Origin of the sequence: Segatella copri (assembly GCF_026015625.1) — a bacterium.
Classification (GTDB): Bacteria; Bacteroidota; Bacteroidia; order Bacteroidales; family Bacteroidaceae; genus Prevotella; species Prevotella copri_H.
In genome coordinates this window covers 2482718-2498257 of the sequence record NZ_JAPDVG010000001.1, presented here as the reverse complement: position 1 = coordinate 2498257, position 15540 = coordinate 2482718, and the positions used below count along the sequence as shown (strand labels likewise).

The window sequence follows — 15540 nt, the reverse complement described above, 5'->3', positions numbered from 1 at the left end:
TTTTAGATGTTAAGATTCAAACCAAGCTGGAAGCTTATTGGACGTGGGTAAGGATTACTGTCGATACCACTGCTTACCTCAGGGTCAATACCCTTATACTTGGAAATGATGAATGGGTTCTGAACTGTGAAGAAAATTCGACCACTGCAAATCTTCTCAGCACCAGCCTTAATCAATGCAGGGAAGCTATATCCCAATGTCATGTTTGTACACTTCAAGTAAGAAGCATTGCGTACGAAGTAGTCACTGGTGTTGGTTGCTTTTGAGGTTTTACCCCAGAAACCAAGATCAACAGCTTCTGCTGTAGTATTTCTGAAGATGTTGTCTTTATTGAGGTCGGCTAAAACTGCCTTCTCGTTCAAGAAATCGTAGTAAACATAGTTGCCGATAGAGGCATGGAATGCTGCACTGAAGTCCCAGTTCTTATAGATGAACTTGGTGGTGAGACCCATGATTACGTCAGGAGCTGGGCTCTTGTAGCAATAGCGGTCGTCATCATCGATTGTACCATTTCCGTCGCGGTCAACATACAGACCCTCGATAGGTTTGCCGTTTTCATCATAAACCTGCTGGAAAACATAGAATGATTTGATAGGCTGGCCTACCTTGTTTACCTGAATCTTGGTGTTGTTACCACGAGATACTTTATCTCCAGTCCATACCCAGTCTTGCAAACCAGCCTCTAACTCTGTGATTTCATTGTGGTTCCATCCTACGTTGTAGGTTACATCCCATATGAAGTCCTTTGTAACAATAGGCTTGACATCGAATGCCAATTCAACACCATAGTTTTCCAAAGAACCAATATTCTTCAGAAGCTGGTCGCCAAAGTTAGTACCACCGGCGATGGCAATTGTTGACAGAAGGTCGGTAGTCTTACGATAGTAACCATCCACATTCATACCGAAACGACCATTGAGAGCGGTGAAGTCTAAACCAGCATTGTAGGTTGTTGTCTTTTCCCAAGTCAATTCAGGATTGTATGCTGATGGACGCATGGTTATATAATATTTGTCACCAAATGGATACTGTGCATAAGTATCGCTGACTGTATATACAGGAGTATAGTAGAAGTCTGGAATACCATTCTGCTGACCAGTCATACCCCAACCCAAGCGGAGCTTCAACTCATCAAGCCATTTTGCGTCCTTCAAGAAAGGTTCGTTGTTAATCTTCCAAGCAAAGGCTGCAGCAGGGAAGTAACCCCACTTCTTGCCTTTTTTGAAACGAGAAGAACCATCGGCACGGAATGTTGCTGTAAGCAAATAGCGATCTAACAAGTTGTAATTAAAACGTCCGAAGTAAGACACCAATGAGTTGTGAGCCTTCCACATGGTGTTCTTCTGATACGTTGGACTATATATATAGTTCATTTTACCATCTGCTTCAACGAACTGAGGATTGTTGTCTCTCAAGTACTCATCAATACCACTTCCGTAGTTATAGCCTGTTCTGTGGTAGTGGCTCTGCTCTGCACCTGCCATGATGTCGATATCATGAACACCGAACTTGTGTGCATATTCAGCAAAAGCTTTTCCTTCGATGCTATATTTGTATTGATGGTCAGTGCCATAATATCCAAAATAGTTGTTAGAGAAGGAATACTTGGAAATGTCTTCATTCTGCTTACCATCTGTATACTGGGCACCGATGGCAGCATGCAAATGCAAGTCTTCGAAGCCATGAATCTTGTAGTCTACCTCAAGGTTTCCTGAAATATCATTAGACTTTGCTATACACTTGTAGTTGTCGAGAACTGCAACTGGGTTCTGTGTAACTTGAGAGGCAGCCATCTTCTTCCAATCAGGATCGCTAATCTGGTCGCTCTTGTTCTGCAAGTACTGGAAATATCCACCAACGTATTTGTAGTCTTCACCATTTCCATATACAGGCTGTGTAGGATCCATTGACAATGCATTACCGATAGCATCACCAACTTTTGCATAGCGGTCCTTCTCGAACATATACTTTGCTGTGAAGTTGAAGTTCAAGTGCTTATCGAGGAAAGAAGGAGCAACATTGACAGATGTATTGAAACGCTTCATCCATGTTGTCTTGACAATACCATTGTTGTCTTCGAAACCTAAGCTGACGCGATAAGGCATATTCTTCAGACCACCCTGAATACTAATGTTGTGATTAGTAGAAACAGAGGTGCGGAAAATCTCATTCTGCCAGTCTGTATCGTAACTGCCTAATGTGCTTGTGTCGATACCAAGAGAGGTAAGAGCCTGCTTGTACTCGCTGGCATTCATCACATCATATTTCTTCTGGATGGTTGACAGTGTTACGTTGCCATTATAAGTAACAGAAGGCTTCTGACCAGAACGTCCCTTCTTGGTTGTAATGATGATGACACCATTAGAAGCACGGGAACCGTAAATTGCTGTAGCAGAAGCATCTTTCAATACAGTGAAGCTCTCGATATCGTTAGGGTTAATCATGGCTAAGACGTTACTCATACCCTTGTTGGTATTGTTGTCAATAGCCAAACCATCGATTACGTAGAGAGGGTCATTAGAAGCACTCAGAGAAGCACCACCACGGATACGAATCTGTGCACCGGTACCAGGCTGACCGCCACCAGTCTGTACATCTACACCGGCAATCTTACCTACCAACATATCAGAGGCACTGCTTGTGATACCCTTTGACATCTCATCTGGCTTGATAGCTGTAACAGAACCAGTCAAGTCGTTCTTCTTAGCGCGACCATAACCAATGACAACGACCTCGTTCAAAGACTTCTGGTCGTCAACCAAGGTAATCATCATGTTAGATGTTGCTTTGATTGTTTTTGGTGTCATTCCAAGATAGGTGAAAGTAAGATTGGCACCTGGCGCTGCATCAACTGAGAAGTTACCATCCATGTCGGTAATGCCTACTGCCTTACCGTTAACTGTAATGGTAGCACCCATGATAGGCTCACCAGAAGCATCCTTCACATGTCCCTTAATTGCATTACTCTGCGCAAAGGAACTCACCGTCAGAAGCAGACCGCTTGCTAGGGTCAACGCTCTGAGAGGCAATTTAATTTTTACCTGCTTCATCATTTGCTTGATTTTTAAGTTAATGTATTATATTAAATTATTTACTTTTTCGTTCTTTTCGGCTTAAGTTGTCATCGTTCCTACTCTAAAATACCGCTCTGGCTCTTTTCGGGGTCTTTCTGGCATCTTGCTTATATTATATAAGGTAGGAATGGGGCGTTTGCCCATAAACTTGTCGTTTCTGTGTGCAAAATTAAGTTCTTTTCTCTTATGTTGTACTATTTTTATGTTAATTCCGTTATTTATTTTGTGCAAACGTTTGCACAGAAATTACTTGATTTAAGTCAAGAACTTTGAACTGATATTAAGGATATTTCGTAATTTTGCAGCACAACTAATAGCAATGGGCGATAAAGAAACAATAACAATGAAAGATATAGCTCGCGACCTGGGCGTAAGTGTTGCCACGGTGAGCCGAGCATTGAAGGACAGTTCTCGTATCAGTACTGCCCAAAAGGAGCGTATTCAGAAATACGCGCGTGAACATAACTTCTTTCCTAATTTCCTGGGTGAAGCTTTAAGACATAATAAGGTGAAGCCGATGAAGGTGATTGGAGTTATTGTACCTCAGGTGGTACACTATTACTTCATGTCGGTGCTTTCGGGTATAGAGGAAGAGGCTAGAGCCAGAGGTTACCGTGTGATGGTGGCGCAGAGTAACGAGCGTTACGATAAGGAGGTGGCCATCTGTGAAGACTTCTATCAGAACAAGGTTTGTGGCATCATCGTTTCACAGGCGAAGGATACCAAGCAGTATGACCATTTCGAAAAACTGCTGCAGAATGGGGTGCCGCTCATCTTCTATGATAGAATATGTACGGGCGTGAACTGCTCGCGAGTGGTGGTAGATGACTATATGGGTGCATTTACTGCCGTTACCCACATGATTGATACGGGCTGCAAGAAGATTGCCTTCTACGGCTCGCCGATGAATCTGGAAATCTCCAAAAACCGATATAACGGTTATCATGATGCGCTGGTAAAGCATGGTTTGACGGAGAACCCTGACTGGGTGAAGATCTGCGATGACCGTGCCAGTGCCGAAGCAATAACGCCGGATATTCTGAAAGGGGAAGATCGTCCGGATGCGTTCTTCGCCATCAATGATGATACGGCAATCGGCATTCTCTATACCGCCAAGCGGATGGGGCTCAAGGTGCCTGAAGAAATCAGTATCTGCGGATTCACCAATGGTGACCGTGCCAAGGCGTGCGACCCGATGCTTACTACGGTTGAGCAGCGAGGTGTTGCCGTAGGCGAGGAAGCTGCCAATATCCTGATTGGCCAGGTGGAAGGCTCCATCCCTAGAGATGAGGTGGAGAAGCGAGTGGTGAGAACACGACTCGTGGTGAGAGGAACAACCCGATAATAATATAAAAACATAACAATATGAAACAAAAACCTGATTTAAGTTTCTGGAAGCTCTGGAACTTGAGCTTCGGATTTTTCGGAGTACAGATTGCCTACGCCCTACAGAGCGCCAACATCTCCCGAATCTTTGCAACGTTGGGTGCTGACCCACACAACTTGAGTTATTTCTGGATTCTCCCTCCTCTGATGGGAATCCTGGTACAGCCTATCGTGGGCACGCTGAGTGATAAGACGTGGTGCCGCTTCGGTCGCCGCATCCCTTATCTCTTTGTGGGTGCTACAATTGCCGTCCTGGTAATGTGCCTGCTCCCGAACGCCGGTTCGCTCGGACTGACTGTAAGCGGTGCGATGCTCTTCGGTCTGATTGCGCTGATGTTCCTCGATACGAGCATCAATATGGCGATGCAGCCGTTCAAGATGCTGGTAGGCGATATGGTAAATGAAAAACAGAAGGCAAAGGCTTACTCTATCCAGAGTTTCCTCTGCAATGCCGGTTCTGTGGCCGGATATATCTTCCCGTTCCTCTTTACCTTCCTCGGTATCAAGAATTATGCTGAGAAGGGTGTGGTTCCTGATTCTGTCATCTGGTCGTTCTATATCGGTGCGGCTATCCTGATTCTCTGTGTTATCTACACCACGATGAAGGTGAAGGAGTGGAATCCACAGCAGTATGCGGACTATAATGAAGCGAAGAGTGAAGAGGGAGGAGTGAAGAATTCTAATGCTGAGGCTTCTGAAGACAAGGCTGGTTGGATTACTTTGCTGCGCAAGGCGCCATCTACCTTCTGGAAGGTGGGGCTGGTTCAGTTCTTCTGCTGGGCTGGTTTCCTTTATCTCTGGAATTATTCTACGGGAGCCATCGCTGAAACCGTATGGAATACGACCGACCCTGCTTCTGAAGCATTCCAGGAGGCAGGCAACTGGGTGGGCATTCTCTTTGCAGTTCAGGCTGTAGGTAGTGTTATCTGGGCTGTCGTTCTCCCTCAGTTTAAGAATACGAAGGTGGCATACGCTGTCAGCTTGATTATTGGTGGCGTGGGCTTTGCTCTCATTCCATTCCTGCATGACCAGTACTTGCAGTTTATCCCATTCCTGATGATTGGTGCCGGTTGGGCAGCCATGCTGGCGATGCCTTTCACCTTTGTTACCAATGCTTTGCAGGGATATGGTCACATGGGTGCTTATCTCGGTCTGTTTAACGGAACCATCTGTATCCCTCAGATTGTGGCTGCCATCTGCGGTGGAACAGTCCTGAGTCTGGTGGGTTCTCATCAGAGCGATATGATGATTGTGGCAGGTATCCTGCTGATTGCGGGTGCGCTGTCTGTGAGCATCATCAAGGATAAGAAATAGGTGTAAGTAACAGAGTGAACGATTAATTGATTGCTTCTGCGGAGTGGGGAATGTGCAAACGTTTGCAAGGTTTGTGTGAGAAAAAATGCAAATTTCTGATACGTTTATCATACGTTTTTCTTACCTTTGTAGCAGCAAATATAAATTATAACATTTTCTAGAGCCTTTAAGAGTCTTATGACAGTACAGTTTAATATTGAGTATAAAGCAATGTTCGGCGAACAGATCGTCGTAAACATTCAGACGGAGGAAGGTGAACTGAAACTTCCTCTCGAGACAACAGATGGTGAAAGATGGGCATGCGACTGGTGTGTTGAAGCACCAGAAAAATCGTATACCTATTATTATAGTGTAGAACGTGAAGGTAGAGCAGTCAAGACCGAATGGCTTATGATTAAGCATCAGCTCGAAGTAAATGCCAAGAAGGCTGCGGTTTATACCCTTTACGATCATTGGAAGACTATGCCTGAGGATGCTTTCCTCTACAGCAGTGCCTTTACCGATTGCATCAATCATCAGGCTCCACAGAAGATGAAGCCGGAATCGGGCAGCAAGATTGTGCGTCTGATAGTCCGTGCTCCTCAGCTTCGCGATGGTGAGCGTCTGGGTGTATTGGGTGCAGATAAAGCTTTGGGTGCCTGGGATGTGCAGAAGATTCTTCCGATGACTCAGCATACCTATAATGAATGGGTGGCTGATATTGATGCGACTCATCTTGAGGGCAGTCATCTGGAGTTTAAGTTCGTGGCTTTCAGAAATGCAAAGAACGAGCTTCTCTGGGAAAACAGCATGAACAGAACCGTGGATTTGCCGGAGATGAAGGCAGGTGAGTTGGTATCTTATGAACTCGACCAGGCTTCCTTCGCTCTGTATAACCGCAAACTTGCCGGAACGCAGGTGCCTGTATTCTCATTGCGTACCCGTAAGAGTGCCGGTATCGGTGATTTCGGTGATCTGAAGACCATGATTGATTTTGTGGCTTCTACCGGTCAGAAGGTGCTCCAGCTCCTTCCTATCAATGATACCACCATCACCCATACATGGACCGACAGTTATCCATACAGCTGCATCAGCGTCTTCGCTATTCATCCGCAGTATGTCGACCTTCATGCTCTTCCTGAGTTGAAGGATGCAAAGGCTCGTGCTGAGGCTGAGAAGACACGTGCTGAGTTGAACGCACTGGATAAGATAGATTACGAGAAAGTAAATGATTTCAAGATAAATTACTTGCGCCAAATCTTCAATCAGGAAGGTGAAAAGATGATGAAGACAGCCGAATATAAGGCTTTCTTCCAGGATACTGAACTGTGGCTAGTTCCTTACGCACAGTATTCATACCTGCGTGATAAGAATGGTACGGCTGATTTCAACCAGTGGCCAGATCATCAGGTATGGGATGAGGCTGAGCGCAAGGCACTTACCGACCCTAAGACTGCAGCTTACAAGAACGTGGCGTTCTTCTATTTCGTACAGTTCGTACTGGACCGCCAGATGCAGGAGGCTCACGAGCATGCCAAGGCTAAGGGCGTTATTTTGAAGGGTGATATTCCAATCGGCGTAAACCGCAATGGTTGCGATGTATGGATGGAACCTAAATACTTCAACCTCAATGGTCAGGCGGGTGCTCCACCTGATGACTTCTCTGCCAATGGTCAGAACTGGGGATTCCCTACCTATAACTGGTTTGAGATGCTGAAGGATGGCTGCCAGTGGTGGAACCGCCGTTTCAAGAACATGGCAAGATATTTTGATGCTTACCGCATCGACCACGTATTGGGCTTCTTCCGTATCTGGGAGATTCCGGTACATAGCGTACATGGATTGCTCGGACAGTTTGCACCGGCGCTTGCCATGAGCCGTGAAGAGATAGAAAGCTATGGTTTACACTTCCAGGAAGACCGTTTTACCCGTCCGTTCATTACCGATTGGGTATTGGATCGTGTGTTCCATGAGCGTGCCGGCGAGGTAAAGGAGAAATATCTCGACCGTCTGGATGACGAGCGTTATCAGATGAAGCCTGAGGTAGATACCCAGCGTAAGGTTGAGGCTCTCTTTGCTGATGTAACAGATGAGAAGGAACTCTGGCTGCGTGATGGCTTGTATGCCCTGATCAGCGATGTACTCTTCGTACGTGATCATACCAACCCTGGCGTCTTCCATCCACGTATCTCAGCCCAGCTTGACTTTATCTACGAGTCGCTCTATGATAATGACAAGGCTGCGTTCAACCGCCTTTACAACGACTATTTCTATCGCCGTAACAACCAGTTCTGGTATCAGGAGGCGATGAAAAAGTTGCCTAAACTGGTTCAGGCTACCCGCATGCTGGTTTGTGCCGAAGACCTCGGTATGGTGCCAGACTGTGTGCCTTGGGTAATGGACGAGTTGAAGATATTGAGTCTGGAACTCCAGAGCATGCCAAAGGATCCATCGGTTAAGTTCGGACATCTGAGCCGTAACCCATACCGCTCGGTATGTACCATCTCGAGCCACGATATGCCTACTCTGCGTATGTGGTGGGATGAGAATGTCCAGCGTACCCAGGAGTATTACAATACGATGCTCTACCGTCAGGGACCAGCACCTCATCCACTCCCAGGCTGGTTGGCTAGTGACATCATCAGCCGCCATCTCACCTCTCCATCCATGCTCTGCATATTGAGTATCCAGGACTGGTTGGCTACCGATGAGGCTCTCCGTCTGCCTGATGCTGATGCCGAGCGTATCAATATCCCGGCTAACCCTAAGCATTACTGGCGTTATCGCATGCACCTCAACATAGAGGATCTGGCTGCAGACAAGCGTTTCGTGCAGAATATCACAGAGATGATTTCGCAGTCTGAAAGAGTCTAACTAACATGATTATATATAGTGCAAACGTTTGCACACTCATTTGCAGAAAAATACCCTCCCAAAACGTGGAGGGTATTTTTGTTTTTTGTATCTTTGCAAACGAATAAGTTGCATTCGCAAAGTAAAGCAATCTTCACTAGCGTATAAACTAACAAATAGACGATAATAACAACAATAGCATAGTATGAAGAAACTGAATGTATTAGTGATGGGTCTCTTGCTTCCTATGTTGGCAGCGGCCCAGACCGTAAAGTCACCTGACGGCAATGTCTCGGTAACTTTCTCTTTGACCGAAAAGGGACAGCCTACCTATGAGATGAGCTATAAGGGAAAGACTGTATGTAAGCCATCCCACTTAGGATTGGAGTTGGCTAAGGATAAACATGCCTCTAAGGGTATGGAGGAAACCAGCCTGATGGATGGTTTTACTGAAACCGGCAGCAAGACATCGACTTTCGATGAAACCTGGAAGCCGGTATGGGGCGAGACCGCTACCATCCGCAACCATTACAACGAGATGGAGGTAAACCTGAACCAGGCTGCTTCTAAGCGCAACATTACCATCCGTTTCCGTGTATATGATTATGGTATGGGCTTGCGCTATGAGTTCCCACAGCAGGAGAGTCTGAATTATTTTGTCATCCAGGAGGAGCATACCCAGTTTGCCATGGCAGGCGATCATACCGCTTACTGGATTCCTGGTGATTATGATACACAGGAGTATGATTACAACATTACTCCATTGACAGGCATTCGCCCAATTATTGCGAAAAACCGTGAAGCTTACAAGAGTAATTCGTCTACCACCGTCTTCTCTGATACCGGTGTTCAGACCTCTCTCCAGATGAAGACCAAGGACGGACTCTACATCAACATCCATGAGGCAGCCTGCCTGGATTATCCTACCATGCACCTCAATCTGGACGAGAAAACATTGACTTTCGAGTCTTGGCTTACTCCTGATGCCGTGGGCAGAAAGGGATTTATCCAGACTCCATTCAATACCCCTTGGCGTACCGTGATGGTAAGTGATAATGCACGTGATATGCTTTCATGCAAGTTGACATTGAACCTTAATGAGCCTTGCAAGATTAAGGATACATCCTGGATTCATCCTACCAAGTACTGCGGTGTATGGTGGAACATGATTGTGGGTACCAAGACCTGGAGCTATACCAACGATCTGCCATCTGTGCGTCTCGGCGTTACTGATTACAGCAAGTGCAAGCCTAACGGTACTCATGGTGCAACCAACGAGGAAGTGAAGCGCTACATCGACTTTGCTGCCAAGAACGGTTTGCAGGAAGTATTGGTAGAAGGCTGGAATGAAGGTTGGGAAGACTGGTTCGGTCACCAAAAGCTCGATGTCTTCGACTTCGTGACTCCATATCCTGACTTCGATATCAAGATGCTCAACGAATATGCTCACTCTAAGGGCGTGAAACTGATGATGCACCACGAGACATCTTCTGCAGCTCTCAACTACGAGCGCCACATGGAAGATGCCTTCAACCTGATGAACAAATATGGTTATGATGCCGTGAAGACCGGTTATGTAGGTGATATCATCCCAAGAGGTGAGTATCACTACAGCCAGTTGATGAACAATCACTACCAGCGTGTCATCGAGACCGCTGCCAAGCATCATATCATGGTGAATGCCCACGAGGCAACCCGTCCTACAGGTATCTGCCGCACCTGGCCTAACCTGGTTGGCAACGAGAGTGCACGTGGTACAGAATATGAGGCATTTGGCGGTAACAAGTCTTATCATACCGTAATGTTGCCATTCACCCGTCTGCAGGGTGGTCCGATGGATTATACTCCTGGTATCTTTGAGACCAAGCTTTCTGAGTGGAGCAACAATAAGAGTTATGTTCATACCACTCTCTGTGGTCAGCTTTCGCTCTATCTCGTAATGTACAGTCCGCTGCAGATGGCTGCCGATCTTCCAGAGCATTATGAGAAGTATGACGATGCCTTCCAGTTTATCCGCGACGTAGCTTGCGACTGGGATGACTCCAAGTATCTGGAAGCAGAGCCAGCCAAGTATATCACCGTAGCCCGCAAGGCTAAGGGTACCGACAACTGGTTTGTAGGCGGTAAGACTGATGCAGCCCGCACAGCCGTAGTAAAACTCGACTTCCTGGATAAGGGCAAGAAGTATGCTTGCGCTATTTATCAGGACGGCAAGAATGCCGACTACGAGAAGAACCCTAAATCTTATCAGATCATCCACAAGACTGTGAAGAAGGGTGATGTTTTGAAGATTAATGAAGCACGTGGTGGTGGTTTCGCCATCTCATTGCTCGCTAAATAAGCCTATAATTTCCGTATTTCCGTCCAACTGTCCGGTTGGTCGGAAATACGCCAAAAATGAGCGTAGATAATCTGTCACGGTTTTCTTCGCTCAGTTCGCTTTAATGTCCTGTATAACAATAACTTAACAATATGAATATCCAAAAACTAATAATTGCAGCATTGACAGCAACCGTTTTACCAACTTCATTGAATGCGCAGCAGACATTCAATGAGATGATGTATTCCAAGGAGAAAACCATGTTTATCCTGAATGCTCCAACAGCCCAAAAGTCTTCTGTAACCCTCCGTCTTTATAAGCAAGGTCAGGGAGGAAAGGCTTATAAAACGCTGAAAATGAAGAAGTTGGGCGATGAACGATGGGAGGCTACTGTCAAGGGCGACCTCAAGGGAAAGTTCTATACCTTTGATATTGGCAAGGGTGAAACACCAGGTACATTTGCCAAAGCAGTAGGTGTGAACGGAAACCGTGGCGCCATCGTAGATTTGTATGATACCGATCCATCTGGATGGGATAAGGACGTGCGTCCTGCCCTGAAATCGCCAGCCGATCTCGTTGTCTACGAGCTTCACGTGCGTGATTTCTCCATTTCTCCTACATCCGGCTTGAAATATAAGGGCAAGTATCTCGCCCTCACCGAGCCAAAGGCCATCGAATATCTCAAGAATCTGGGCATCAACGCCATCCACTTCCAGCCTGTATTCGATTTCGCTTCTATAGATGAGACCCGACTCGACAAACCACAGTTCAACTGGGGTTATGATCCGAAGAACTATAATGTGCCGGAAGGCAGTTACGCTACCGACCCTTATTCTCCAGTAACCCGCATCAAGGAGTTCAAGGAGATGGTGATGGCGCTGCATAAGGCAGGCATTCGAGTGATTTTCGATGCCGTATATAACCATACTTTCGATATCAATGGCAGCAATTTCCAGCGTACCTATCCTGATTATTATTATCGCAAGACCAAGGATGGTAAGTATTCTGACGGTTCAGGCTGTGGCAACGAGACTGCTTCAGAGAAGCCTCTCATGCGCCAGTTTATGCTGGAGAGCGTGAAATACTGGATAGACGAATATCATATCGACGGTTTCCGTTTCGACCTGATGGGTGTTCATGACATCGAAACCATGCAGGCTATCCGTGAGATGGTAAACCGCATCGATCCCAGCATCTATATTTATGGTGAGGGATGGAGTGCAGGCAGCTGTGCTTATCCTACCGAGAAACTGGCGGTGAAGGCGAATACCCAGCAGCTCAAGGGCATCGGTGCTTTCAGCGATGATATGCGCGATGCGCTCCGTGGTCCTTTCTCTGATGACCATCAGGGAGCGCTCCTGGCTGGTCTTACAGGTCAGGAGGAGAGTCTGAAGTTCGGTATTGTGGGTGGCATTGCTCATCCGCAGGTGGATATGACAAAGGTGAACTATGACAAGAAGCCTTGGACCAACAATCCTACCGAGCAGATCAGTTATGTAAGCTGCCATGACGATATGTGTCTGGTAGACCGTCTGAAGGCAAGTATCTCATCTCTTACCGACAAGAATATCCCAGAAGCAATACGTACTGCCGAGTTGCTCCGCATCGATAAGCTTGCGCAGACCTGCGTCTTCACTTCCCAGGGTGTTCCTTTCATCCTTGCCGGCGAAGAGATGCTCCGCGACAAGAAGGGAGTACACAACAGCTATAATTCTCCTGACAGCATCAACCAGTTTACCTGGACCAATCTGCAGAAGTATCCGCAGGCGTTTGCTTATTACAAAAGTCTGATCCAGCTCCGCAAGAATCATCCAGCCTTCCGTCTTTCAACAGGCGATAAGGTACGTCAGCATCTGGAGTTCCTGCCTTGTCAGGATGCCAATGGCAACAAGCAGACTTGCCTCGTAGGTTTCCAGCTTAAGAATCTGGAGGGCATTGATGCCTGGAAGAACATCATCGTGATCTATAATTTCAATAAGGAGGCAAAGAAGATGCAGATTCCTGAGGGTAGCTATATTGTGGCTTGCTGCAATGGTGTGATCAATGAGGAAGGCTTAGGCTTTGTTTCGGAAAAGGAAGCTGAGATTGCCCCTCAGTCAGCCTTGATTCTTTATCAGAAATAGTTTATATATTTATAATAAGGTGTAATATGAAAAAGATAATAGCTTCATTAGTGCTTATGGGTAGCGCAATAAGTATGAACGCGGCAGTTAACGTAAGCCGCATTGAACCTACTGACTGGTATGTGGGCATGAAGGATGCTTCGCTCCAGCTGATGGTGTATGGCAAGGATATCAAGAATGCCGATGTAACGGTAAACTATCCGGGTGTGAAGGTAGACAGCATCGCCCGCCTTGATTCTCCTAATTATCTCCTGGTTTATCTTAACCTCGATGGAGCAAAGGCTGGTGAGATGACCCTCAACTTCAAGCAGGGCAAACAGTCGAAGAAGGTAAAGTATGTGTTGAAGAACCGTGAGATGGCGGGCGATAAGCGCATCGGTTTCTCTAACGAGGATGTGCTCTATATGCTGATGCCAGACCGTTTTGCCAACGGCAATCTGAAGAATGATGCCTTTAAGACGATGCGTGATAAGACCTGCAACCGTGCAGAGCCTAGTCTGCGACATGGTGGCGACCTGGAGGGAATCCGCCAGCACTTGGATTATTTTAACCAGTTGGGTGTAACCGCTCTGTGGTTTACCCCGGTTTTGGAGAACGACAGTCCAAGTAACGGCAAGAACAGCAGTTATCATGGTTATGCTACCACCAATTATTATCGTGTAGACCCACGTTTCGGAACCAATGCCGATTATAAGCAGCTGATAGATGAGGCTCACAAGAAAGGTTTGAAGATTGTGATGGATATGATTTTCAACCATTGCGGCTTCGAGCATCCTTGGGTTGCCGATATGCCTTCAAAGGACTGGTTTAATAAACCAGAATGGCTGGCTCCTGAAAATCAGACTGCCGAGCATCAGAAGAACATCGGTACGGTGGATGGCGCTGCTAAGGTGAACGATAAGTATCTGCAGACCAGTTATAAGCTGACTCCGGTACTTGATCCATATGCCAGCAAGGTTGATCTCACAGAAACCGTAGATGGCTGGTTTGTTCCAACTATGCCTGACCTCAACCAGCGTAACCCACACGTTATCAAGTATCTGATTCAGAACAGCGAGTGGTGGATAGAGAGTGCAGGTATCGACGGCATCCGTATGGATACCTATCCTTATGCCGACCGCGATGCGATGGCACGCTGGATGAAGGTGCTAGGCGAGGAGTATCCTCACTTCAATACCGTAGGCGAGACTTGGGTAACCGAACCTGCCTATACTGCAGCCTGGCAGAAGGACAGCAAACTTTCTGAGAAGAACAGCTATCTGCCAACCGTTATGGATTTCGCCTTCTTCGACCGCATCAATAGTGCAAAGAAAGAAGAGACCGATGACTGGTGGAACGGCATGAACCGTCTCTACAACGTGTTCTGCTACGACTATCTCTATCCGAATCCAAAGAGCGTAATGGCATTCATCGAGAATCATGATACCGACCGCTTCCTGGGTGAAGGCAAGGATACTCTGGCTTTGAAGCAGGCGCTGTCATTGCTTCTTACCATCAATCGCACTCCTCAGCTCTATTATGGTACAGAGGTGCTGATGAATGGTACCAAGAGCGTGACCGATGGCAATGTACGCAAGGACTTCCCTGGCGGTTGGGCTGGTGATAAGCACAATGCCTTTACAGCTGAGGGTAGAACACAGGCAGAAAACCAGATGTTCAACTGGCTCAGCAACCTGTTGCACTGGCGTCAGGGCAATGAAGTGATTACCAAGGGCAAGCAGACCCAGTTCTGTCCTCAGAAGGGTGTTTACGTAATTGCCCGCCAGTATAAGGGTAAGAATGTGATGACGGTTATCAACGGCAAGAACGAGGCAAACGAGCTGAATGTTTCCCGTTATGCAGAGATTATCGGTTCTCATGACAAGGCCACGGATATTACAAACGGTCGCACCGTTCTTATCAACAAGAACGTAAAACTCCGTCCTCGCCAGAGCATGATTCTTGAGTTCTAAAGACTTAGTATCAGTCACTTGATACTTTCATATCTCAGCAGGCTAACGCAGTTATCAGTGTTAGCCTGCTTTTTTTCATAAAAATATTCTTTCGTTTCAATTATTCTTTGTAAATTTGCAGCAGAGTTAACGAAATAGCTTTAGAATGATAGAAGAATTAGGCAAATGGCTGTTAGATATAGCAAAATATATTGTTACAGCTTATGTTTTAGTGAGAATGTTTGGTAATGATGATGGTTCGATTTGGACTTTAATAGGAGCAGTCTTTTTTGCAGCTCTTACGTTTGGGACAGGGTTATATCTTATCAGACGAAGTGAAAATAAAAAATAAGAAAGGTAAATAATATGGATTACGGATTATTAGGAATGTACTTGTTCCTTTCAGTTATAGCTATAGGCTCATTGGTTTATGTGAAGATAGAGGATCACAAAGAACAAAAAAAACAATAGCTATGAATTGGAATCTTTTTAGTATGTATATCGCTCTTGCTTTGTTAGGAGTTGGTATGGTCATCTATGCAAAAATAGAAGACAGGAAG

Annotated in this window: 8 protein-coding genes; 7 read left to right on the top strand and 1 reads right to left on the bottom strand. The window is 46.1% G+C overall.

The window, feature by feature from the left end:
• Window positions 1-2: 2 nt before the first annotated feature.
• Window positions 3-3050, bottom strand: coding sequence for a SusC/RagA family TonB-linked outer membrane protein (locus ONT19_RS10595; protein WP_264953049.1), 3048 nt, complete (start codon window positions 3048-3050; stop codon window positions 3-5).
• A gap of 343 nt (window positions 3051-3393) precedes the next feature.
• Between ONT19_RS10595 and ONT19_RS10590 the strand changes: the two genes are divergently transcribed.
• The 7 genes from ONT19_RS10590 to ONT19_RS10560 all read left to right on the top strand — a co-directional run bounded on the left by ONT19_RS10590 (window position 3394) and on the right by ONT19_RS10560 (window position 15332).
• Window positions 3394-4419 (top strand): LacI family DNA-binding transcriptional regulator, encoded by a 1026-nt coding sequence (locus ONT19_RS10590; RefSeq protein WP_118066268.1) that lies wholly within the window; start codon window positions 3394-3396, stop codon window positions 4417-4419.
• Between the two features lie 20 nt (window positions 4420-4439).
• Window positions 4440-5774: an MFS transporter gene (locus ONT19_RS10585; RefSeq protein ID WP_200756251.1), complete on the top strand. Its 1335-nt coding sequence runs from the start codon at window positions 4440-4442 to the stop codon at window positions 5772-5774.
• 177 nt (window positions 5775-5951) lie between these two features.
• Window positions 5952-8627 carry a 4-alpha-glucanotransferase gene (locus ONT19_RS10580; RefSeq protein ID WP_264951923.1) on the top strand — a complete coding sequence of 892 codons (2676 nt, stop codon included), beginning with the start codon at window positions 5952-5954 and terminating at the stop codon, window positions 8625-8627.
• A gap of 184 nt (window positions 8628-8811) precedes the next feature.
• A complete protein-coding gene (locus tag ONT19_RS10575; protein WP_264951922.1) occupies window positions 8812-10947 on the top strand; it encodes a glycoside hydrolase family 97 protein in 2136 nt (711 codons plus the stop codon).
• A gap of 131 nt (window positions 10948-11078) precedes the next feature.
• The gene (gene pulA, locus ONT19_RS10570) at window positions 11079-13049 is read left to right on the top strand and encodes a type I pullulanase (RefSeq protein ID WP_264951921.1); all 1971 of its coding nucleotides are present in this window, start codon (window positions 11079-11081) and stop codon (window positions 13047-13049) included.
• Window positions 13050-13075: 26 nt separating this feature from the next.
• Entirely contained in the window at window positions 13076-15001 is a 1926-nt protein-coding gene (locus tag ONT19_RS10565) for a glycoside hydrolase family 13 protein (protein WP_264951920.1), read from the top strand.
• Between the two features lie 145 nt (window positions 15002-15146).
• Entirely contained in the window at window positions 15147-15332 is a 186-nt protein-coding gene (locus ONT19_RS10560) for a DUF6722 family protein (RefSeq protein WP_117587261.1), read from the top strand.
• The last annotated feature ends 208 nt before the right edge of the window (window positions 15333-15540 follow it).

Coding starts and splice junctions, on each gene's coding strand:
- ONT19_RS10595 (WP_264953049.1), bottom strand. CDS start 3,050: ATGAAGCAGGTAAAAATTAAATTGCCTCTCAGAGCGTTGACCCTAGCA.
- ONT19_RS10575 (WP_264951922.1), top strand. CDS start 8,812: ATGAAGAAACTGAATGTATTAGTGATGGGTCTCTTGCTTCCTATGTTG.
- pulA (WP_264951921.1), top strand. CDS start 11,079: ATGAATATCCAAAAACTAATAATTGCAGCATTGACAGCAACCGTTTTA.
- ONT19_RS10565 (WP_264951920.1), top strand. CDS start 13,076: ATGAAAAAGATAATAGCTTCATTAGTGCTTATGGGTAGCGCAATAAGT.
- ONT19_RS10590 (WP_118066268.1), top strand. CDS start 3,394: ATGGGCGATAAAGAAACAATAACAATGAAAGATATAGCTCGCGACCTG.
- ONT19_RS10560 (WP_117587261.1), top strand. CDS start 15,147: ATGATAGAAGAATTAGGCAAATGGCTGTTAGATATAGCAAAATATATT.
- ONT19_RS10580 (WP_264951923.1), top strand. CDS start 5,952: ATGACAGTACAGTTTAATATTGAGTATAAAGCAATGTTCGGCGAACAG.
- ONT19_RS10585 (WP_200756251.1), top strand. CDS start 4,440: ATGAAACAAAAACCTGATTTAAGTTTCTGGAAGCTCTGGAACTTGAGC.